The sequence below is a fragment of the Rhodoferax sp. PAMC 29310 genome, from assembly GCF_017948265.1.
In the GTDB taxonomy this organism is placed as follows: Bacteria; Pseudomonadota; Gammaproteobacteria; order Burkholderiales; family Burkholderiaceae_C; genus Rhodoferax.
The window spans coordinates 493,786-515,064 of sequence record NZ_CP072852.1; the positions used below are offsets into that span (position 1 = coordinate 493,786).

18 protein-coding genes and 3 pseudogenes are annotated in these 21,279 nt (G+C 57.8%); 14 read left to right on the forward strand and 7 right to left on the reverse strand.

Annotated elements, in window-relative coordinates; all coding sequences use genetic code 11:
• Nucleotides 1-3 precede the first annotated feature (3 nt).
• The 7 genes from J8G15_RS02265 to J8G15_RS02295 all read left to right on the forward strand — a co-directional run bounded on the left by J8G15_RS02265 (nucleotide 4) and on the right by J8G15_RS02295 (nucleotide 7,461).
• Complete coding sequence (locus tag J8G15_RS02265) at nucleotides 4-504, forward strand: molybdenum cofactor biosynthesis protein MoaE (protein ID WP_210545794.1); 501 nt, start codon at nucleotides 4-6, stop codon at nucleotides 502-504.
• A gap of 128 nt (nucleotides 505-632) precedes the next feature.
• Nucleotides 633-3,236 (forward strand): ATP-dependent chaperone ClpB, encoded by a 2,604-nt coding sequence (gene clpB, locus J8G15_RS02270; protein WP_210545796.1) that lies wholly within the window; start codon nucleotides 633-635, stop codon nucleotides 3,234-3,236.
• Nucleotides 3,237-3,395: 159 nt separating this feature from the next.
• Nucleotides 3,396-4,118, forward strand: a complete 723-nt coding sequence (locus J8G15_RS02275) for a flavodoxin family protein (RefSeq protein WP_210545799.1) — start codon at nucleotides 3,396-3,398, stop codon at nucleotides 4,116-4,118.
• Between the two features lie 525 nt (nucleotides 4,119-4,643).
• The gene (locus J8G15_RS02280) at nucleotides 4,644-5,873 is read left to right on the forward strand and encodes an IS256 family transposase (protein ID WP_210545800.1); all 1,230 of its coding nucleotides are present in this window, start codon (nucleotides 4,644-4,646) and stop codon (nucleotides 5,871-5,873) included.
• Nucleotides 5,874-6,219: 346 nt separating this feature from the next.
• Complete coding sequence (locus tag J8G15_RS02285; protein WP_240538412.1) at nucleotides 6,220-6,729, forward strand: sigma-70 family RNA polymerase sigma factor; 510 nt, start codon at nucleotides 6,220-6,222, stop codon at nucleotides 6,727-6,729.
• 113 nt (nucleotides 6,730-6,842) lie between these two features.
• Nucleotides 6,843-7,079, forward strand: a complete 237-nt coding sequence (locus J8G15_RS02290) for a zf-HC2 domain-containing protein (RefSeq protein ID WP_210545802.1) — start codon at nucleotides 6,843-6,845, stop codon at nucleotides 7,077-7,079.
• A gap of 31 nt (nucleotides 7,080-7,110) precedes the next feature.
• Nucleotides 7,111-7,461 carry a hypothetical protein gene (locus J8G15_RS02295; RefSeq protein ID WP_210545804.1) on the forward strand — a complete coding sequence of 117 codons (351 nt, stop codon included), beginning with the start codon at nucleotides 7,111-7,113 and terminating at the stop codon, nucleotides 7,459-7,461.
• Between the two features lies 1 nt (nucleotide 7,462).
• Here the strand turns inward: J8G15_RS02295 and J8G15_RS02300 are convergent, their stop codons facing one another.
• From J8G15_RS02300 to J8G15_RS02310, 3 genes are all read right to left on the reverse strand, one after another.
• Complete coding sequence (locus tag J8G15_RS02300; RefSeq protein ID WP_210545806.1) at nucleotides 7,463-7,693, reverse strand: zf-HC2 domain-containing protein; 231 nt, start codon at nucleotides 7,691-7,693, stop codon at nucleotides 7,463-7,465.
• A complete protein-coding gene (locus J8G15_RS02305; RefSeq protein WP_210545808.1) occupies nucleotides 7,690-8,301 on the reverse strand; it encodes a sigma-70 family RNA polymerase sigma factor in 612 nt (203 codons plus the stop codon). The genes J8G15_RS02300 and J8G15_RS02305 overlap by 4 nt, the downstream gene beginning before the upstream one ends.
• Nucleotides 8,302-8,661: 360 nt before the next feature.
• A complete protein-coding gene (locus tag J8G15_RS02310) occupies nucleotides 8,662-9,141 on the reverse strand; it encodes a DUF4148 domain-containing protein (protein WP_210545809.1) in 480 nt (159 codons plus the stop codon).
• An 821-nt stretch (nucleotides 9,142-9,962) separates the two neighbouring features.
• On the opposite strand from J8G15_RS02310, the gene J8G15_RS02315 reads away from it, so the two are divergent.
• The 3 genes and pseudogenes from J8G15_RS02315 to J8G15_RS02325 all read left to right on the forward strand — a co-directional run bounded on the left by J8G15_RS02315 (nucleotide 9,963) and on the right by J8G15_RS02325 (nucleotide 12,693).
• Nucleotides 9,963-10,676 carry a 3-hydroxybutyrate dehydrogenase gene (locus tag J8G15_RS02315; RefSeq protein ID WP_370627472.1) on the forward strand — a complete coding sequence of 238 codons (714 nt, stop codon included), beginning with the start codon at nucleotides 9,963-9,965 and terminating at the stop codon, nucleotides 10,674-10,676.
• Between the two features lie 25 nt (nucleotides 10,677-10,701).
• Nucleotides 10,702-11,485: pseudogene (locus J8G15_RS02320) on the forward strand (acetoacetate decarboxylase).
• 115 nt (nucleotides 11,486-11,600) lie between these two features.
• Nucleotides 11,601-12,693, forward strand: a pseudogene (locus tag J8G15_RS02325) (patatin-like phospholipase family protein).
• Between the two features lie 364 nt (nucleotides 12,694-13,057).
• On the opposite strand, the pseudogene J8G15_RS02330 reads toward J8G15_RS02325, so the two are convergent.
• The 3 genes and pseudogenes from J8G15_RS02330 to J8G15_RS02340 form a co-directional block, all read right to left on the reverse strand.
• Nucleotides 13,058-14,401, reverse strand: a pseudogene (locus tag J8G15_RS02330) (IS1182 family transposase).
• A gap of 100 nt (nucleotides 14,402-14,501) precedes the next feature.
• Entirely contained in the window at nucleotides 14,502-14,930 is a 429-nt protein-coding gene (locus J8G15_RS02335; protein WP_210545811.1) for an ankyrin repeat domain-containing protein, read from the reverse strand.
• A 97-nt stretch (nucleotides 14,931-15,027) separates the two neighbouring features.
• Nucleotides 15,028-15,426 carry a PACE efflux transporter gene (locus J8G15_RS02340; protein ID WP_370627473.1) on the reverse strand — a complete coding sequence of 133 codons (399 nt, stop codon included), beginning with the start codon at nucleotides 15,424-15,426 and terminating at the stop codon, nucleotides 15,028-15,030.
• Between the two features lie 569 nt (nucleotides 15,427-15,995).
• On the opposite strand from J8G15_RS02340, the gene J8G15_RS02345 reads away from it, so the two are divergent.
• From J8G15_RS02345 to istB, 3 genes are all read left to right on the forward strand, one after another.
• A complete protein-coding gene (locus J8G15_RS02345; RefSeq protein ID WP_210545815.1) occupies nucleotides 15,996-16,241 on the forward strand; it encodes a hypothetical protein in 246 nt (81 codons plus the stop codon).
• A gap of 149 nt (nucleotides 16,242-16,390) precedes the next feature.
• Nucleotides 16,391-17,893, forward strand: coding sequence for an IS21 family transposase (gene istA / locus J8G15_RS02350; protein WP_210542235.1), 1,503 nt, complete (start codon nucleotides 16,391-16,393; stop codon nucleotides 17,891-17,893).
• Complete coding sequence (gene istB, locus J8G15_RS02355; protein ID WP_210542236.1) at nucleotides 17,883-18,689, forward strand: IS21-like element helper ATPase IstB; 807 nt, start codon at nucleotides 17,883-17,885, stop codon at nucleotides 18,687-18,689. Before istA ends, istB begins: the two co-directional genes overlap by 11 nt.
• A gap of 191 nt (nucleotides 18,690-18,880) precedes the next feature.
• On the opposite strand, the gene J8G15_RS02360 is transcribed toward istB, so the two are convergent.
• Complete coding sequence (locus J8G15_RS02360) at nucleotides 18,881-19,930, reverse strand: site-specific integrase (protein WP_210545816.1); 1,050 nt, start codon at nucleotides 19,928-19,930, stop codon at nucleotides 18,881-18,883.
• A gap of 159 nt (nucleotides 19,931-20,089) precedes the next feature.
• Between J8G15_RS02360 and dusA the strand changes: the two genes are divergently transcribed.
• The gene (gene dusA, locus J8G15_RS02365) at nucleotides 20,090-21,037 is read left to right on the forward strand and encodes a tRNA dihydrouridine(20/20a) synthase DusA (RefSeq protein ID WP_210545818.1); all 948 of its coding nucleotides are present in this window, start codon (nucleotides 20,090-20,092) and stop codon (nucleotides 21,035-21,037) included.
• Nucleotides 21,038-21,279: the final 242 nt, after the last annotated feature.

Here is a 21,279-nt window from a genome sequence, read left to right on the forward strand (position 1 = left end):
ACCATGACACAGCCATCGACGTCAACTCAATCGCGTGTCGTTGTCCAGACGGCTGACTTTGACCTGGGCGCCGAGATAGCCGCGCTGCGCGCGCTGGATGGCCGGGTGGGGGCTGTGTGCAGCTTTGTAGGCACCGTGCGGGACCGCACCGCCGGTACGTCAGGTCTGATCAGTAGCATGGAGTTGGAGCACTACCCCGGCATGACCGAGAAAGCCATCGAGGCCATGATTGACGCCGCTCATCAGCGATTTGACATCTTTGGCGCTCGGGTGATCCACCGGGTAGGTCTGTTGCAGCCTTTAGATCAAATTGTGATGGTCGCCGTCACCTCAGCGCACCGGGGCGAGAGCTTTCAGGCCTGCGAGTTTCTGATGGACTACCTCAAAACCCAGGCCCCGTTCTGGAAGAAAGAAGAAACCCCAGAAGGCGCGCGCTGGGTGGACGCTCGTGTGACCGATGACGCGGCGCTGGCTAAATGGGGCATTCAGGCCAATAACGCCTGAAGTACGCCAACCCGCAGGGCCAGCCTTGCTGGCGGTTGACGCAGGTCAATCTCGGCGTCATCGCCTAGTGCAAACTCTTGAAAACATGCAGCACGCCACAAGTTGCGGGATAACTCAAAGGGATTGCTATGCGAATCGATAAACTCACCACCAAATTTCAGGAAGCACTGGGCGACGCCCAATCACTGGCGCTCGCCAACGACCACGCCTACATTGAACCGGTCCACGTCCTGCTGGCCATGTTGCGCCAGGAAGACGGCCCCCGCGCTTTGTTGCAACGCGCTGGCGCCAATGTGCCTGGCTTGCTGGCGGCCGCCGAGATGGCCATGAAAAAACTGCCTCAAGTGGAGGGCCACGAGCAGGTTCAAATGGGCCGCGATATGGGCAGCTTGCTGCAGGCCACGGAGAAAGAGGCGATGAAGCGTGAGGACCAGTTTGTATCTGGTGAGCTGTTCCTGCTGGCTTTGACGGAAACCAAACTCGACATCGGGCGCTTGGTGAAGGAAAACGGACTGACCCGCTCGGCCCTGGAGTCCGCCATTGACAAGGTTCGCGGCGGCCAGAACGTGGACAGCGCAGACGCTGAAGACCAACGCGAATCGCTGAAAAAATACTGCCTGGACCTCACCGAGCGCGCCCGCATGGGCAAGCTCGACCCCGTGATTGGCCGGGATGACGAAATTCGCCGAGCGATTCAGGTGTTGCAACGCCGCACCAAAAACAACCCGGTGTTGATCGGCGAACCCGGCGTGGGCAAGACTGCCATTGTGGAAGGATTGGCCCAGCGAATCGTCGCGGGCGAGGTGCCGGACTCCTTGAAGAACAAGCGCGTGCTGTCGTTGGACATGGCCTCACTTTTGGCCGGTGCCAAGTTTCGCGGCGAGTTTGAAGAGCGCCTGAAAAACGTATTAAAAGATCTCGCCAAGGACGAAGGCCAGACCATTGTCTTCATTGACGAGTTGCACACCATGGTGGGCGCCGGCAAGGCCGAAGGCGCCATGGACGCAGGCAATATGCTCAAGCCCGCTTTGGCGAGGGGCGAGTTGCATTGCGTCGGCGCCACCACGCTGGACGAGTACCGCAAGTACATTGAAAAAGATGCCGCGCTGGAGCGCCGTTTCCAGAAAATTTTGGTGGGTGAGCCCACCGTAGAAGCCACCATCGCCATCCTGCGCGGATTGCAAGAAAAATACGAAGCCCACCATGGTGTTCAGATCACCGACCCAGCCATCGTCGCCGCTGCCGAATTGAGCCACCGCTACATCACCGACCGCTTCTTGCCCGACAAGGCCATTGACCTGATTGACGAGGCGGCCGCCAAGATCAAGATCGAGATCGACTCTAAGCCCGAGGTCATGGACAAGCTGGACCGCCGCCTGATTCAGCTGAAGATTGAGCGTGAAGCCGTGAGGCGCGAAAAAGACGAGGCCTCGCAAAAACGTTTCGAGTTGATCAACGAAGAGATCAGCAAGCTGGATAAAGAAATTGCCGACTATGACGAAATCTGGAAGGCTGAAAAGGCGCAGGCCCAAGGCTCCGCCCAGTTCAAGGAGGAAATCGACAAACTGCGTCACCAGATCGAAGAGTTCACCCGCAAGGGCGACTTCAACAAGGTGGCTGAGTTGCAGTACGGCAAATTACCGGAACTGGAGAAAAAACTCAAGGACGCGCAAGTCAGCGAGGCCGGCAAAGCCAAAGACGCCAAAGACGGTGGCCGCCCGCAACTCTTGCGCACCATGGTGGGCGCCGAAGAAATTGCCGAAGTCGTGGCTCGCGCCACCGGTATTCCGGTCAGCAAATTGATGCAAGGCGAGCGCGACAAGCTGCTGGTCATGGAGGGTAAGTTGCACCAGCGTGTGGTGGGCCAAGACGAAGCCATTACCGCCGTGGCCAATGCCATTCGCAGATCCCGCGCTGGGCTGTCCGACCCGAACCGCCCCACGGGTTCATTCCTGTTCCTTGGCCCAACAGGTGTCGGTAAAACCGAGCTGTGCAAAGCGTTGGCGGGATTTCTGTTTGATTCGGAAGAGCATTTGGTGCGCATCGACATGAGTGAGTTCATGGAGAAGCACTCGGTGGCCCGCCTGATTGGTGCGCCCCCCGGCTATGTCGGTTACGAAGAGGGCGGCTACCTGACGGAGGCCGTGCGCCGCAAGCCCTACAGCGTGCTGTTGCTGGACGAGGTGGAAAAAGCCCACCCCGATGTGTTCAACGTGCTGCTGCAGGTGTTGGACGACGGTCGCCTGACCGATGGTCAAGGCCGCACGGTGGACTTCAAGAACACCGTCATCGTGATGACCAGCAACATCGGCTCGCACCTGATTCAGAGCATGGTGGGCCAGGATAGCGAGGACATCAAAGATGCGGTGACAAGTGAGTTGAAAAACCACTTCCGCCCTGAGTTTTTGAACCGCATTGACGAAACCGTGGTGTTTCACGCGCTGGATGCCAGCCACATTGCTGAAATTGCGGGTATCCAGGTCAAGGTGCTGGAGGCGCGCCTGGCCAAGATGGACCTCACGCTGCAGGTGTCACCTGCCGCGCTGGCCGAACTGGCCAAGGTCGGCTTCGACCCGGTGTTTGGTGCACGCCCCTTGAAGCGCGCGATTCAGCAACGTATTGAGAATCCGCTCTCCAAGCTCTTGCTGGAAGGCAAGTTCTTGCCCAAAGACGTGATTCCGGTCGATGTCGATCCGATTCAGTCGCCGGGGAAGTTCAGCTTCGGCAAGTAAACCTGTTGAAGCCCATGAAAAAGGCGCTGCGATAGTTATCGCAGCGCCTTTTTTTGACTCTTGCGCGTCAGGGGGGAACCTATTATGGTTGGCGTGACGGCTGAGGCTGAACGTTGTCATGCACACACCAGCGCCGTCCCAACCTAACTGAGGTATGTCATGGCTGATTTCACCAATCTTCGAGCACTTTTCATTAACACCTCGCTCAAGAGGAAGGCCGACGAAAGTCACACGCAGTTACTCCTGAACGCGTCCGCAGGAATCATGAAGAAGAATGGCGTTGCGGTGGAGCAGCTGCACTTTGCGGCCCACGACATTCCGCCGGGGGTCTACCCTGACATGACGGAGCACGGATGGGAAAAGGACGACTGGCCAACCCTCTGGAAGAAAGTTTTGGCGGCCGACATTCTCATTGTGGGCACTCCACTTTGGCTGGGGGAGGAGAGCTCGGTGTGTCGGGTTCTGATCGAGCGGCTCTACGCCATGTCTGCAGAGCTCAATGACAAAGGGCAATCGATCTATTACGGCAAGGTGGGCGGCTGTGTCATCACAGGAAACGAAGACGGACTCAAACACACCGCGATGACCATTGGTTTTGCACTCAACCACCTTGGCTACACGATCCCACCCCAAGCGGATTGTGGATGGATTGGCGAGGCAGGCCCCGGTCCCTCCTATGGCGACAAATTGGAGGGGGGCGGACGCGCCGGTTTTGACAACGACTTCACCCAACGGAACACAACGATCATGACGTGGAATTGCATGCACCTAGCGCGAATGCTGAAGGACGCAGGCGGAATTGCGAAGGAGGGAAATGATCGCGAAGCATGGAAAGCCGGGGCGCGATTCGGCTTCGAAAATCCAAGTGAAAGTTTAGGATAAGAACTCGCTCAGATAGGGTGCGAAGAAGATGCCCCGTCGTTGGGTAGGACTCAAGCCTCGCTGCATGGTGGCGGAGGGCGTAAAAAGTTTTGTGTAAACGGTTATTTGGCAGGAAACTTCTACACCCTGCAAGTTCGGACGGTTCCAATCAGGGACCGTAATTTATTGACTTTGCGCGACGTGCAAAAGGGGTCTCTAAAATTCCCGTGATGGCAACGGGTGGGTTCAAAAAACGTGAGCAGGCGGTTGCGGCGGTGGCTCACGGCTTTAGGTGAGGATCATGAGGATCCTTTCAGAATGGACCTGCCTACAGCAATTCACATGGATGACGAACGTGACGCAAAGCGGTGCATTCAATGGAAAGAGAAATTTCCTCAGGTGCCTATGCAGAATTGACTCGCAATTTGCAGGCGTTACAAAAAATTTACACGGACTGCGAAAGTACGACGCGTTTTTGCTAAGGGTGTAAGAAGTTTTGTGTAAACGGTTATTTGGCAGCAAACTGCTGTCTTGCATGGAGCCGAGATGACCGTAGAGATGAAACCCTTACCCGCCGAGCTGATTGACGCCCTGTTGGCCGACTACAAAAAGCCCGAAGACCTGATTGGCCAGAATGGCCTCTTGACGCAGCTCACCAAAGCCTTGGTCGAGCGAGCTTTGCAAGCCGAATTGACCGGCCACCTGGGTCACGGCAAGAACCAGTTGGTTGCCAATGAAGCGGGCAACACCCGCAACGGGTGCAGCAAGAAAACGCTCAAAGGCGATTTTGGCCAGCTACCCATAGAAATCCCCCGTGACCGCGCCGGCACCTTCGAGCCCCAACTGATTGGCAAACACCAGACCCGCTGGAGCGGCTTTGACGACAAGATACTGTCGCTGTATGCCCGAGGCATGACGGTACGCGAGATTCAAGGCCATCTGCAGGAGATGTACGGCGCCGAAGTGTCTCCTACCCTGATTTCATCCGTGACCGACGCCGTCATGGACGAGGTCAAAGCCTGGCAGTCGCGCCCCTTGGAGGCGCTGTACCCCATCGTCTACATGGACTGCATTCACGTCAAGGTGCGCGACAACGGTACTGTGCGGGTCAAGGCCCTGTACTTGGCCATTGGCGTCAACCTGGACGGCCTCAAAGAGGTACTGGGCCTGTGGATGGCCCAAACCGAAGGGGCCAAGTTCTGGCTGCAGGTGGTGGCTGAACTGAAGAATCGGGGCGTGGCTGACATCTTTATCGCCTGCGTAGATGGGCTCAAAGGTTTCCCTGACGCCATTGAGGCAGTCTTCCCCAAGGCGACGGTGCAGCTTTGCATTGTTCACATGGTGCGTCACAGCCTGAACTTCGTGGGGTGGAAACAGCGCAAGGAAGTCGCCGCGGATTTGCGGCTGATTTACGCTGCGCCCACTGAATCCGAAGCTGAGCGACAACTCACGGCATTCGAGGTCAAATGGGACGATTCCTTCGCTCCGATTGGGCGCTCCTGGCGGCGCAACTGGACACGCTTGATACCGTTCTTTGAATACCCGCCAGACATCCGAAAAGTGATTTACACGACCAACGCCATTGAGTCCGTGAACATGAGCCTGCGCAAAATAACCAAGACCCGCGGCTCGTTCCCAACTGAGGACGCAGTGTTCAAGCTGTTCTATCTGGCACTGAACAACATCAGCCAGAAATGGACGATGCCGATTCGGGATTGGAAGGCTGCTCTGAACCGCTTTACCATTCAGTTTGACGAGCGCATGCCGCGCGTCTAACTTAACCGCCGTTTACACAAAATTCGGGACACCCTCCATGCGCCTGGGTATTCGCGGGAAATTCGTCGCAGGCGACTCGGTGGTCGCGCGTTTTTTTGCGCCTCATTTTTTTCCCGGAGCTGTTCATGCAAAGGTTTTTCAGCACCGTGTTTTCCCGACAGATCGTGGCGGGCGCTACGCGCGTCTCGCTGACGGTCGGCTGTGTGCGCAATCTGATCAACTAGGGAGAGGCCTTGTTTTCTGGCGGGCGCCTTTCTTGGGGCCATGTCGTGCTCAATTTCCTGGTGCCGTATCTCGTCTCCAGCTACAGCGCGGCACGCAACCAGCTGTCGAACAGGTCTGCACCATGAGGCCCGACGAAATGACGCTAGCTGCGACGGTTCAAACAGCCTCGCAACCAGAAGTTGACCCGGTTGTGCTCAGTGCGCTGCGGGGGAAAATGGTCAAGTTCGCATCTCTGCAGTTGGGTGACCCGCATCAGGCTGAAGACGCAGTGCAGGAAGCCCTGATGGGGGCATTCAAGAACGCTGCCGCATTTGCTGGCAGGGCCAGTCTCAAGACCTGGGTGTTTGCCATTTTGAAGAACAAGATCACCGACATCCTGCGCCAGCGCCAGCGTCATGTGTCGGCCCAGCAGGTCTTGGGCGAGGTCGACGAAGAGGCTGACCTCACGGAACTTTTCAACAGTGGCGGCATGTGGGAACCCGACGAACGCCCTGCCGCCTGGGGCAACCCGACCGAAACCTTGCAAGACAAACAGTTCTGGAAGGTGTTCGAGATCTGCTTGGAAGGTCTGCCAGGTCAACAGGCCCGTGTGTTCATGATGCGGAAATACGTAGGACTCGATTCGCACTAAATATGTACCGAGGTGGGCATCACCTCGACCAACCTGAACGTGATGCTCCACCGATCGCGCCTGCGGCTTCGGAAGTGTCTGGAAGACCGCTGGTGTGCCCGGGGAGGTGCATCATGCTGAACTGCCAAGAAGTCAGCCGACTGGTCTCGGAGTCTCAAGAGCGTAAATTGTCGGTGGTCGAGAAAATGTCGCTTAACCTGCACCTGATGATGTGCGACAGGTGCAAGAACTTCAGTTTGCAGGTGCCTTTTCTGAGCAAAGCCATGAAGGCCTACTCCGAACGCCTTGACGAGGTGATTGGCGAACAAGGTGCTGCGACCACGCCGAACATGGAGGACAAAGGCGCATGAGCTTTTCAAATCATTGCCCGGCGATGCGAGTGTGCGCCACATTCTGACGCTCAACCCGCAGGGTGGTCGCGCACTGGGCGAGTTCCACACCGCCGCACTGCGCAACCCGTGGCCGGTGCTCGTGGCCATGCATGCGTCGCTGCAACTCGAATGGGATTTACATGGCATGGCACAGCTTGCCGGTATGGCGCGCGCCCGGTTTGCGGTGCGGTTCAGGGAAGTGACCGGGCAGACACCGGGCGACTACCTGACCACTTGGTGCATGGTGTGCCCATCAAACAGGTGGCCGAGGAGTTTGGATATGGCAGCACCAGCGCCCTGTCGCGTGCCTTTGTCCGCAAGAGTGGCATGGCGCCGGGCGCGGGTGGCACAGTTGACCTGACTCAACGCGTATATTCCGTAGTCGGGTCTGGTTCGTCGCCCATTTCCAGGTCGAGCAAGCCCAACTGGGGCGCCAACGCGTGCAACGTGGCCATCTGATTCTCTACCTCTTGGCAGTTGCCGCACATTGAGAGGTGGATGCGCAACCGCATCTGATCGGTCAGATCCAACGGCTCGTCCATTGCCTGAGATATGAGTTCAGCGGCCCGTTCACAGGAATGAAAGATGTTCATTCAGCGCTCCTTGCGGTGTGGCCGTGGACGGTCATGCACTGGCGCAAGCCCGTGCGGGCGCGGTGCATGATCATGCGGCAATTCTCGGCGGTCAGACCCAGCTGCTCACAAATTTCAGAGGTTTCAAAACCCAGCCATTCGCGCATCATGAACACACGCCCGGTCTGGGGCGGCAGGTGGCGCAGGCAGCCCTCCAGTGTGGACATGATCTGGCGCTGCGCCTCGCGGCCATCGGGCTGTTGCCAGACGGGCACCGGTTCCAGGTAGCTGCCCTGCTCGTTAAACAGCCCCTCGGTAGGGTTGGCCTCGTTTTCATCGCTGGCGTTGTACACGCGGCGACGCTGGTGGGGGGAGCGGTACCAGTCGGCAATCTTGTTTTTGAGAATGGCGGTGGCCCAAGTGGTGATCGAGGCCTCGCCTCGATGCGACTCTGGGCTCTCCAGCACGCTCACTAAAGTTTCTTGCGCAAGGTCCTCGGCCAGAGCGGTCTCGTGAACGACCATGCGGGCGTGTCGGATCAGACGCTTGCGCAAAGGAATCCACGGATCTTCTGGGGCTTCGGAGTGGGCGGTGGTGCTGGACACACTGGTGTCGATGAAGGTCTTCATGGCTGGCGTCTCCTGGGGCTGTGTTGGTCGCCAATGCGCACTACCAACGACTCTGAGACTAAGTCCGTTAAACCATCTAAATCTTACACCCAACGTATTTCCGCAACGGCGAATGCCGACGACCAGTGCCCATTGCGGCGATCGACCTTCGCTTGCAGCAGGGGCCTCACCACCGGTGCTTTGACCCAGTAAAAAAGCGCTTCCAGCCGGGGCCGGAAGCGCTTCGGATCTCAGTGAGTATGCAATGTGTTCCCAGCAAGCCTTCGCCTGGCCATTCCCTTTCTGAGCGGTTGGTGTTGTCGCTGTTGTTGCGCTACTGGACCCGTTCGGTAGTCCTTGCCTCATGGTTGTTGAGCTGGCTCAGGACTGCGGTTGATAGCGGCCCGGATAGAGCTGCTTGAGGGTGATGCCGCGGTCGCGGTTGGCGGGCATGTTGCCGCTTTCAATGGCTTCGGCCAATTCATCTTTCACTTCGGCGCGGGTCTTGCCCCCAACTACTGGTTGCTGTTCGTAACGATTAGGATACAGCTGCTTGAGGGTGACGCCGCGGTCGCGGTTGGCGGGCATGTTGCCGCTTTCAATGGCTTCGGCCAATTCATCTTTCACTTCGGCGCGGGTCTTGCCCCCAACTACTGGTTGTTGTTCGTAACGATTAGGATACAGCTGCTTGAGGGTGACGCCGCGGTCGCGGTTGGCGATCATGTTGCCGCTGCGAATGGCTTCGGCCAATTCAGCCTTAACTTCGGCGCGTGTCTTGGAGCCAGTAGGGTCGGCGGCCAGGGCTTGGCCAGCAACGAAAGCGGAGATGGCAATGGCCATGGTAGACAGGAGGGTTTTCATGGTATTTCCTTTCGGGTTTACGACGCTGCGATCTGTAGTGCCGTCATGACCTTGGTCGCAATAGCCTGAAAAAACGTGACAGATATTTTTAGATATCGCTCATGCGTCCACCCGCCATCCGCACGGCAGCAGATCGATGCGAAACAGCGGACCGATGTCGCTGCGCAGTTCAACACGGCCTCTTGGCCGCAGGGCATCTGGAATTCACTTGACGACCTTGCCACCACGGTGCACAGCCTTGATTGAAGTTTCCCGACTGGCCGAGCGGTCCGCTTTCACAGAGCTGAGCGCTACGGCAGCGTGAAGCGCTTTGACCGGCAAACACATCAAGTCTTTTCTCATCCCGGTTGATCTTCTTGGTGAACGTTTTTTCCACGCTGGTCGAATTGTTGGGTGCATCAAGGCGTTGTTCGACGAAAACCGTCAGGAACAACACTGTCGTTGGCTAGAGCGATGGCGTCACCATACCGACAGCGTGATGGAAGGTGACGTCAACTGGGCGCGATATCGATTGCCTCCTACGGACCGCGGGTGCCGCTGAGATTCGTGAGCGGGTGACAAACTGGCGAGGTGTGAAGGTGCTGTCCGATCGATACGTCAATGCCCGGATTCACACACAGTCGCCAGCTCCAATTCGAATGGTGCTGGCGATGTCAGTGTAAGGATCGGGTGAAGGGCAGCGACAGAAGGGGACAGGCCATGAGGCTCGCAACCGAATACTTCTTGGATTTGCAAATGCCCCACACGCCCCCACGCGGCTCAAGAAAACCGACCTCATCACCGGATCAACCAGCGGCATTGGCCTGGGCATCGCGACGGCTTTGGCCGCAGCGGGCCATGACATCGTGCTCAACGGGTTTGGCGAAGCCGCAACCATTGAGCAACTGCGCGCCGATCTGGCGCAATTGCACGGCGCGAGCGTGCGCTACAGCGGTGCCGATTTGTCAGACCTCGTGGCCACCCAATCCATGATGGAGGAGGCCATCAGCGAATGGGGCGCCATTGATATTCTGGTGAACAACGCGGGCATCCAATATGTGGCGCCGGTGGATGAGTTCCCAGTGGACAAATGGAACGCCATCATTGTCATCAACCTGTCGGCCGCGTTTCACACCATGCGTTTGGCTTTGCCCGGCATGAAAGCCAAAGGCTGGGGCCGGGTGCTCAACGTGGGCTCGGCGCACGCGCTCGTCGCATCCCCATTGAAGTCTGCCCACGTGGCAGCCAAACACGGTATTGCCGGCTTCACCAAGACCGTGGCGTTTGAAGTGGCCACCCAGGGCATCACTGCCAACGCGCTGTGCCCCGGTTATGTCTGGACGCCATTGGTGGAAAAGCGGGTTCCCGACACGGCCAAGGCGCGCGGGTTGACTGAGCAGCAGGTAATTGACGACGTGCTGCTGCACGCGCAGCCCACCAAACAGTTCGTCACCATCGAGCAGGTGGCGGCCTACGCGGCGTTCCTGTGTACCGACGCTGCGGCCAGCATCACCGGTGCGGTGATGCCCATCGACGGCGGCTGGACGGCCCAATGAGCCGGATGATCAGGGGCACACAGCCATGAATGCCGAATCCATCCTGCAATTGCCGTCGATGCCGATGGCGCCACCGTCTTATCCCAAAGGACCGTACCGCTTTGTGGACCGTGAATACCTGATCATCACTTACAAGAGTGATCCGGCGGCCATTCGCGCCGCCTTGCCCGAGCCGCTGGAGCCAGACGGCTCAAACACAGTGCTGTTCGAGTTCATTCGCATGCCCGATTCGGCCGGATTTGGCGACTACACCGAGTCGGGCATCGTCATCCCTGCGCTGCACCAAGGAGAGCATGTGAACTTCACGGCCCAGATGTACCTGGACGTTGAGCCACCATTGCCGGCGAGCGCGAGATCTGGGGCTTTTCCAAGAAGCTCGCCCTGTCCCAACTGCGTATCGCCCATGACACGCTCACCGGCACGCTGGAGTACGCGGGTGTGCAGGTGGCAGTGGGCACCATGGGCTACAAGCACCAGCACCTGCTTTATGACTTGGACGGCAAAAAGGCCTGTAGCGCAGACGCCATTTTGCGAAAGATGGAGAAGACCCAGGTCAACCTCAAACTCATTCCGCATGTGGACGGTCAACTGGCCATGGCCCAACTGGTGGCCTACAACCTGACCGATATCCAGGTGCAGGGCGCCTGGTCGGGTCCGGCGCGCCTGCATCTGGTACCCCACGTGAATGCACCGGTGGTCGATCTGCCGGTGCGCGAGATTGTGGGGGGCATTTCATTGCCAACCTCACGCTCCCCTATGGCCGTGTCCTGCACGACTACCTGAAACCCAACGTATCCAAGGCAGCCTGACATGGCCACACGCGCACGCACTCCATCTTCATCGCCATCGCGCCCGCCCAAGCAGGGCGCGCAGGTGCCTGCTAAAGCCAAACCGCACCGCCGCACTCACGCGCTCGACCCTGCCATGGCTGGTCCCCCGCCGCAGGACGTCATGGTCATGCAAGGCGGCGGGGCGGTGGGCGCTTTTCACGTGGGGGTCTACCAGGCCTTGCACGAAGGTGGGAAAGAACCTGATTGGGTCATTGGCACGTCCATCGGTGCCATCAACGCGGCCCTCATCGCGGGCAATCACCCCAAAAACCGTTTGCAACGCCTGCGAGCGTTCTGGGGTCGATTGCACTCGCAGCCGGTTGCCCATGGCGCCTTTGAGCTGTTTCCGTCGCAGTCCGGTCTGGCAAAGTGGCAGCACAACATCGGCGTGGTCGGTCAGGGTGTTCCCGATTTTTCCAAACCCAACCTGCCCGCCTGGCTCAGCCCCCGGCAGGCGCTCGGCATCGAGAAGGCCGCCTACTACGACACACAACCGCTGCGCGACACCTTGAGTGAACTGGTCGATTTTGACTACCTGAACGGCTCGTCCACGCGCATCACGGTGGGGGCCGTCAACGCGCGCACGGGACAGATGCGCTACTTCGACAGTCGACACGAACGCATCAACATCGATCACATCATGGCATCGGGTGCGCTGGCGCCGGCCTTTGGCGCGGTGCGCATCGACGGCGACCCCTACTGGGACGGCGGCCTGTTTTCCAACACCCCGATTGAGGTGGTGTTGGACAACAAGCCTCGCCGTGACTCATTGATCTTCGCTTGCCGTCTGTGGGAACCCCATGGCGACGAACCTCAAAGCATCTGGGACATCCAGAGCCGCCTGAAAGACATCCAGTTTGCCAGCCGGGCAGAGCCGCACATCGAACGGCAAAAGCAATTGCACCATCTGCGCCACATCATCGGCGAGCTCGCCGGGCAGCTGCCGGGCAACCCCCATGCCCAGGCGCTGGGTGCCTAGGGATGCCGCACTGTGATGCACATTGTGAGTTTGATGGCCGCCCACCTGCCCGATGAGGATCAGACCAAGGACATCGATTTCACGCCCAGTGGCGTTGGTCTGCGCGTGCAAGCGGGCGCTGGCGGAAAAGCCCTGGGAGGGGGATGTCGATCCGCTGGACGGTGTCTTTGTGCACCGGGTACCGCATCCGGGCCTAGTCACTTTATAAAGCGTCGCCGGAGACCGATGGATGGCGTTTTTGCTTGTCGTCACATGTTGTGCGCCACCGTGTCGCACGCCTTGCAAATCAAACCCAGTAGTACCGCTGCCGCGTCAGCGAACGGCCAGGTCAGTGAACAATCTGTTGCCCTGCACTTGTATGGTAGTGGGTGTCTAACGCCTCTTTCTCCGAGAGAGTTCTGCGGTTGAGCAACTGCGGACAGGGCCTAGGAGTCTGGGCGGCAGAGGATTTTCAGATTTCAAAACAGTTGTTTGCGCAGATCCTCGCTTCGGTTTTTGACTGCGCGGCTCAGACGCGGGCCTGATACGTTCTGTTGAGTCACCTTTGGTGCTGTTTTGGCCGGGTTTTCTTCTCAGGCTGTCTTCATCGCCCCTATTCTTCGTAAATTGAGCGCCATGCAGACGAGTCTGAACTCAGCCTTTGCCTTTTCTATCCCGCGCATGCTGAATTGCCTGAACCCCAAGACGTTCTTGATCCAGCCGTTGGTGGTTCGGCAATCCATTTGCGTTTTCGGTAGTCAATCTTTCCTCGTGGTGTTTCGAACTTGGCAGCCATCGCCACCGTGTTGGGGGTAGCGCTGCGCATCCCTGGGCTTGGCTAGTACCTTGCCCTCACGGCCCAAGGCAATGACCAGTTCCATCTCGGGCTGGGTGATTGCCAATTCGGCCATCACTGCCTCGCTGCGGTAGCCTGCATCGGCCAGCACCTGCGTGGCAGATGAGCCCGTGTTTGAATTGACGGCGTTCAGCACCATGGGCAGTTGATGAACGTCGGAGCTGGTGTTAACTACTTCAGCAGCCACGATGATGTGTGCCGTCTCGTCCACTGCGGTTTGCGCGTTGTAGCTGTAATCAAACCCTCCACCGGCACGCTTTATGATGCGTGACTCGGGGTCCGTGAAGCTGTCCTGTGCCTTCGCAGGCGACACGCCGAAGTCGCGCTGGGAGGGCTTGCCACCGTTGGACTTGCCATTCTTGTCTTTGGGTTTGCGTTCGTCATCTGGAGTGCGCCTGCGCTGTGCATCGCTTTGGCGTTGACGTTGACGCTCCTCCAATCGGGCCTTGGCGGCCTCAATCGCAGCCAGTCGGACCTGTCTGCGCTCTAGTTCGGCAGGGATGTCCAGCTCAGGCTCATCCTTCTCGGCTTCGTTCATGTTGCTGGCCTTCTCCAGCAGTGCGGAAATCTGTGCCTTGAGTTCGGCCTCGGTGGTTTGCATGCGCCCTTAGCTCATGGCCTTGTGGCGGCTGGCATTAGCCTTGATCTTGGTGCCATCCACCGCAATGGTGCCTAGCTTGACCAGTCCCATCTCGCGTGCCAGGCCCACCACTTGAACAAAGAGCTCAGTGAACTCAATCAAGTGCAGCGCCCGAAAGTCCCGGATCGTTCGGTGCGCCGGGAAGTTCTCAGCTGCCAGCACCCGAAAGGCCACGTCTTCACGAAGCTTTCTTGCGATCTTGCGTGAACTGAAGACGCCGGTGGCATAGCCGTACACCAGTACCTTGACCATCATGGCCGGGTTAAAGGGTTGGTTACGCGGGCCACCGCCGGCGTAGCGAACATGGAATGCACGCAGGTCCAAGCGGTCTACTGTGTCGTTGATGAAGTAGGCCAGGTGGCCTTAGGGCAACCACTCCTGCAACGCACAGGGCATGAGGTATTGCTGATTGGGCTGGTCAGGAACGTAGCTGGTGCTCATCCCTTCATTCTGCGCATCCTCACCCATTCAGCATCAGAGTTTTCCCTCCTTCTGCCGCCCAGACTCCTAGGGGTTGCAAGGTGGCCTGTTCCAAGCCGCGTCAGGGCGCAGGTGCTGTGCCCGCTTTCTTGGCGATGCGCTCCCAGTCCTTGAGCGTTTGCAACATGCGGTTCTTGGCGTCGGTATGGCCTTCGATGAAGGTATCAGTCAGGCGCTTGCGCAATTCCAAGTCTGGTGGCGGTTCGGACAGGGCCTTGAGCCGGTCGATCAACAGCATCACCACCTGAAAACTTTTAGAGCCTATCGCCAGCACTAGCGGTGTTTGGCCGTCGTCGGCAGTGTCCTGCACATCCGCGCCGTGCTGAATCATGTGCTTGACCAGTCCGGCCTTGCCCTGCGCGCAGGCCCAGTGCAGGGGAATCAGCCCACCCTCAAGCCTCGCATTGAAATCGGCATCATTGGCGAGAAGCTCAGGTGTCAAAGGCCAGCCGCAAGCCTTGATCATTTGCAGAAGTTTCCAGTCGTTCATTGGGTCTGTGGGGCCATGGTTCGTGTGAGGGCAAAGTTGCCGAACCGTGAAGTCTCTCACACAGGGGCAAGCATGGCCGCCTTGCGCCCGTTCGTCGTCAGGCCTCACCGTGCTTTTCTGCCGATTCTGGCAGCCCGAACACGCGGTCGAATGCCCATGTGAAGGCAATGGCATAGACAAAGAAGAAGGCCAGAAAGCCAAGATTCGCCACGAAGGCATTGAGCAATGACGTATTCAACCAGAGCGCCATGACGGGTACAAGTATCACAACGAGTCCGCCTTCAAAACCAATCCCATGCACCAAACGCCTCGCAAGGGATCGACCTTGCACGGACTGGCGCGCTTCCCAGCGCTCAAAGAGGGTGTTGAAGATGAAGTTCCAACCCAGCGCGATGCTTGACAGAACAACAGCGAGCCCGAGGGATGAGGCCGTGGATTCGCCGAAAACGAAACTCAAGACTGGCGCAACGAATGCAACAGCAAGGGCTTCATACAAGATGGCCTGCAGTACGCGCCGATTTTTGGGGCTCATGACGAAACTGCAAGTCTAGCGCTTGGTGTGGCTGATGCCTGTTGACAAGGTGATTGGCGGGCCAGCGCTGAAAGACGCTCTCATTGAGGATATTCGAGGGAGGCATCCATGGACCGTGCCTGTAAGAAATGGGTTTCGGTAACTCCCTCATATGACTTTTCCCTTCAGGCTGGGATGATCAGGAGCATATGTCGAGCCTTACCCCTATTTCCCCCGACCGCTGGAAACTGTCCGTGGCGCCCATGATTTATGGGTGCTAAAAAGCAACATTAATGAGGGTTTCAAGAGGATCGTGTGCAGCGGTGTGTGCAATCGGTTTTTACATTTTGAGTAGGTTTCTGCACTTTTGTGCACACGAAGAAAAACCGACTGACGAAAAAACCCCAGCGCAATGGCTGTTTGATGACTACTGCAACCTCCAAGCATCCGTCGGTCGATGAAGGAGTCCGGCATTGATCCAACTGCAAGTGGTTGCAGGCGATGCAATGGCAAAATGCGATTACAAAAATTAGTCGTTGACCGGGTGTGTCGCCATGATTGAACAGAATAAAAATTTCATAAAAGTAAACGCAGCTTTCCCGCACATTGGTAAGAAGATCCAACTCTTTTGGGGGCATCCAGAATTCGTTGCCTTGATCGACGACTTGCAGCAAAACAAAAGGGGAGAGAAAAGGCAAGGATTTTCAATGGAGGTTGCCAATGCGCTGAACAATCTTGACTCTGAGCACACTCTGGCCTTTCCAAAGTTGGCCCGGAAAAGTGACATTTGGGGACTGTGAGATGGAGTTGACTCGTGGCGAATCGCGTTTGCCGTGTTGCCGCCGACCGAAAACTGAGCCACTTTTAGAGGCTGTGCCGATTCAAAACTGAGCCAGGTGTTTTACTAGCTCTGCCGATTTTTTAGGCAGGAGCAAACAAGGTGATCACCATGGAACTTTTAGGCAAGATAAGGCGCATGCAGATGCGCGACAAGCTCTCAGAGCGGGCCATTGCAAAACGCACGGGACTGTCACGCAACACCGTGCACAAATGGCTGGAGACCCCCGAAGAAGTTGAGGCTCCCAAGTACGTACGGGCCAAGACGTTTGGCAAACTGACAGCCCTCACTGACGAGTTGGAACAAGCCCTCAAGGCCGATGCCCACCGCCACAAACAAGACCAACGCACAGGCAAAGCACTGTTTGCCCAAATCAAGGCCAGTGGCTACCTGGGTGGATACAGCCGTGTCACAGACTTCATCCGGGAGTGGCGCGCCACCGAGGGGAAGAAGCCTCATGCCTTCGTTCCTTTGAAGTTTGATCTGGGCGAAGCCTTCCAGTTCGACTGGAGCGAAGAAGGTTTGGTGGTCGGTGGCATTTACCGGCGCATGCAGGTGTCGCACATGAAGCTGTGTGCCAGCCGCGCCTTCTGGCTGGTGGCCTACCCCAGCCAGGGTCATGAAATGCTGTTCGATGCCCATACACGCTCATTTGCGGCCCTGGGTGGTGTGGCCAGGCGCGGCATCTACGACAACATGAAGACCGCCGTGGACAAAGTCAAGAAGGGCAAGGGCCGTGTTGTGAACGCCCGCTTTGCTGTCATGTGCACGCACTACCTGTTTGATGCCGACTTCTGCAACGTCGCCAGTGGCTGGGAGAAAGGAGTCGTGGAGAAGAACGTCCAGGACAGCCGCAGGCGAATCTGGATCGAGGCGCAGACACGCCAGTGGCATTCATTTGATCAACTCAACGCCTGGCTGGGCGAGCGCTGCCGCGCCCTGTGGGGCGAGATCCGCCACCCCGAATACAAGCACTTCAGTGTGCTTGAGATGCTGGAGCAAGAGCGCACAGAGATGATGCCCATGCCCACCCCATTTGACGGCTACGTGGAGAGCCCGGCCAAGGTCACCAGCACCTGCCTGGTGAGTGTGCAGCGCAACCGCTATTCGGTGCCTTGTGAGCTCGCTGGCCAGCGGGTTAGCACCAGGCTCTATCCCACGCGCATCAGCGTGGTGGCGCATGACGCGGTGGTGGCCAGTCACGAGCGCTTATCGGACCGTGGGCACACCAGCTACGACTGGCAGCACTACATCGACTTGGTACAGCGCAAACCCGGTGCCTTGCGAAACGGTGCCCCCTTTGCAGACATGCCCGAGCCCCTGAAGAAACTGAAGCTGGGCCTGATGCGCCATGACGGCGGTGACAAGGTGATGGCACAGGTGCTGGCCGCAGTGCCAAGCGCTGGGCTGGAGGCAGTGCTGGTGGCGGTGGAACTGGTCGTTGAGTCCGGCGCGCTCAGTACCGAGCACGTCCTCAACGTGCTGGCCCGGCTCAATGCCAAGCCGATACCCGAGGCGGTGGAGACGACTTTGCTGCTTCAGGAGGCACCCGTGGCCAATACAGGGCGTTATGACAGCCTGCGTACGCTGACGGAGGTGAGCCATGCGTCCTGATGTAACCACTGAACTCAAAGAACTGCGCTTGCACGGCATGGTGGGTGCCTGGACGGATTTGATGGCTCAAGGCGAGGCATCAACGGCATCCTCAAAGTGGTTGATTGAACACCTGCTGGAGGCAGAACACACCGACCGTGCCATGCGCTCAGTGCGCCACCAAATGAACGCGGCCAAGTTCCCCTTGCATCGCGACCTGGCAGGGTTTGACTTTGCTTGTTCCAAAGTAGATCAGGCACTGGTCAAGCAGTTGGCCACGCTGGCATTTACGGACACCGCACAGAACGCCGTTCTCATTGGTGGGCCGGGCACCGGCAAGACCCATTTGGCCACCGCCATTGCGGTGGCCGGTATCGCATCCAAAGGCAAACGGGTACGTTTTTATTCCACCGTCGATTTGGTCAATGTGCTGGAGAAAGAAAAGCGCGATGGCAAGGCCGGGCGCATCGCACTGTCACTGATGCGCATGGATCTGGTGATCCTTGATGAACTGGGCTATTTGCCGTTCAGTCAAGCCGGTGGGGCCTTGCTGTTTCACCTGCTCTCCAAGCTGTACGAGCACACCAGTGTGATCACCACCACCAACCTGAGCTTCGCGGAGTGGTCCAGTGTGTTTATCGATGCCAAGATGACCACGGCGCTGCTGGACCGGCTCACCCACCACTGTCATATCGTTGAGACGGGCAACGAGTCATACCGTTTCCAGCACAGCTCCATGGCGGCGAAGTCACGGATCAAGGCCCGGGAGCAAGCGCGTAAAGGGAGCAAAGAAACGCCAGTAGAGGAGCCCTTCTGAAGGGGGCGCAAAGGGGAAATCCGCTACAGGCGTCGCCCTGCGCTCCTTTCCCCTTTGCTGTTTCTGATTCAAAACCACCAAGACAGGAGAGTTCAAAAAAACAGCGACTGGGTACACTTATCCACAGTTGCCAATTCAAAAACTGGCAACCCGCCCTGGCTCAATATTGGATCGGCAGGGTGGCTCAATATTCAATCGGCGCTGACAGCCGGTTTTCTAATTGAGTCGTGCACGTCGCTTGATGTGATCTTTGTGTACCGGGCCAGCATCGCCCAGGTCTTATGCCCGGTAAGCAGTGCCACGCGGGGTATATCAAGGCCCATGCGGAAAAATGAAGCCGTCGCCCGGTGTCTCAGGTCATGGAAGTGCAGATCAATGATGGGCGGTTTGACGTTCTTGCAGCCCCGGGTGAATGCGGCGCTTACGCTGGATTCTTGGTAGGGGAACAGATACCCGATCGCACGCCCTTTAATTAGAGGCTCCACAATCGCCCAGGCATCAGCCAGTAATGGAACGGTCTGGTGGTTGCCTTGCTTTTTCATGGGGTCTTTGCGGTCTCGAATGATGACGGTTCTGCCCTTGCTGTCAATGTCCTCTATTTCAAGCCGGCATATCTCGCCCTGTCGCATACCTGTAGCAAGCGCAAACTGACAGAGCATGGTCATGGGTACTTTTTGGCGCAGGTTGTTGTCCCAAAGGTCATAAAGGCGTCTTAGTTCGTCGTCGGTGGGTTCGCGGTCACGCTCTTGGCTGCGTGTAACTAGCCCCCGGTGCTTGAGTCCTGCGCGCATATCAAGGGCGAGGCGCTCGGGTAGGTCAAGCTGTCTGGCATGGCGTCCCCACTTCAATATGGTGCTGAGATAGCTCAGGTCTGCCGAAATGGTCACGCCACCTGCGCCGGATGCTTGGCGGCGGTCGATGAAGTCGCGCAAGACAACGGCATTTAGATTGCTCAGCTTCACCTTACCCAGTTCGCGCTTGATCATTTTGAGGGTCGCTTCTTTGGTTCGCCCCTGCACCTTGGTCACTGTCTCGTTGTACTTGTCGATCAAGTCTGCGAGGGTTGCGGCCTTTGGCACTGGCATATAGCTGCCCGCTGCCGCGTGGGTCGATTGCGCCTCAATCACGGTTGCCCATTCCTTCGCTTCGCGCTTGCTGTCGAAGGTGGCCGCTTTGTACAGGCCTTTCTTGCGGACTTGTGCGCGCCATTTTCCGGAGGGTAGCTGCGAGAATGTGGGCATTGTGTGCAATCAGTGTGTGTTCATTTGTTTACTGATTATTGCCCTTTTTGGGCATTCGTGTGCACTATTTATTGCACATGGCATAAAACGAGGTCAACTGAAGTGGAAAATATCGTTATAATTCAACAACTTAGCAGGCATCGAATAAGTGTTGCCCCGATGATGGACTGGACGGATAGACATTGCCGCTATCTGCACCGCTTGCTATCGCGCCACGCCTTGTTGTACACAGAAATGGTCACCACCGGTGCGCTCATTCATGGCGAGGTGGCGCGTCACCTGCGTTTTAACGCCGAGGAGCACCCATTGGCGCTGCAGTTGGGCGGCAGCGAGCCGGCCGATCTGGCGCACTGCGCCAAGTTGGGTGAGCAATGGGGTTACGACGAAATCAATTTGAACTGCGGCTGCCCCAGCGAGCGGGTGCAGCGCGGCGCGTTTGGCGCCTGCCTGATGAACGAAGCCGCGTTGGTGGCCGACGGCGTCAAAGCCATGCTGGACGTGGTGCAGATCCCGGTCACGGTCAAACACCGCATTGGCATTGACAAAGACGAGAGCTATGGGTTTGTGCGGGACTTTGTGGGCACTTTGAATGACGCGGGTTGCACCACCTTCATCGTGCACGCTCGCAATGCCTGGCTCAAGGGCTTGTCCCCGAAAGAAAACCGCGAAATTCCACCGCTGCGTTATGACGTGGTGCACCAACTCAAGCGTGACTTTCCTAAGCTCACCATCGTGGTCAACGGTGGCATCACCACCACGGTGCAGGTGGCCGAGCAGTTGCAATACCTGGACGGCGCCATGCTGGGCCGCGAGGCTTATCACAACCCCTGGTGGCTGAGCGAGTGGGATGCGGCCTTTTATGGTGCCGCGCCCAGCGCGTTGACTCGCGAGAGTGTGGAGGCCGAGATGGTGGCTTATATGGACCGGGAAGCCGCTGCCCATGGCACGCCCTGGTATTCGATTGCCCGCCACATGCTGGGATTGCGCCATGGTTTGGCGGGTTCGCGCCGCTGGCGCCAGGTCTGGAGCGATCACCGCCTTAAAACCTTGCCGGCGCGGGAGGTGATGGCGATGGCCCAAGGTCCGGTTGAGGTGGAGTTGGCCTAAGCAGGTGGCAATGCCCTGGCTTGACTGGGGCGAGCGCTTACCGCTCGTCACACGAATGGGCGCACACCCCGCATTGAATTCCCTTGCATCCCGGATTGGCGGGGTATGCTGCAAGATCGCACTTTGACCTCACTGGCGCAGGTCAGTGATGTTGCATGAATTTTTGATAAAAATGACCACTAGGCTCCGTTTTCATTGCACATGTAGCTATTTATTTGATAGCTATTTTGTCCGGCTGACGG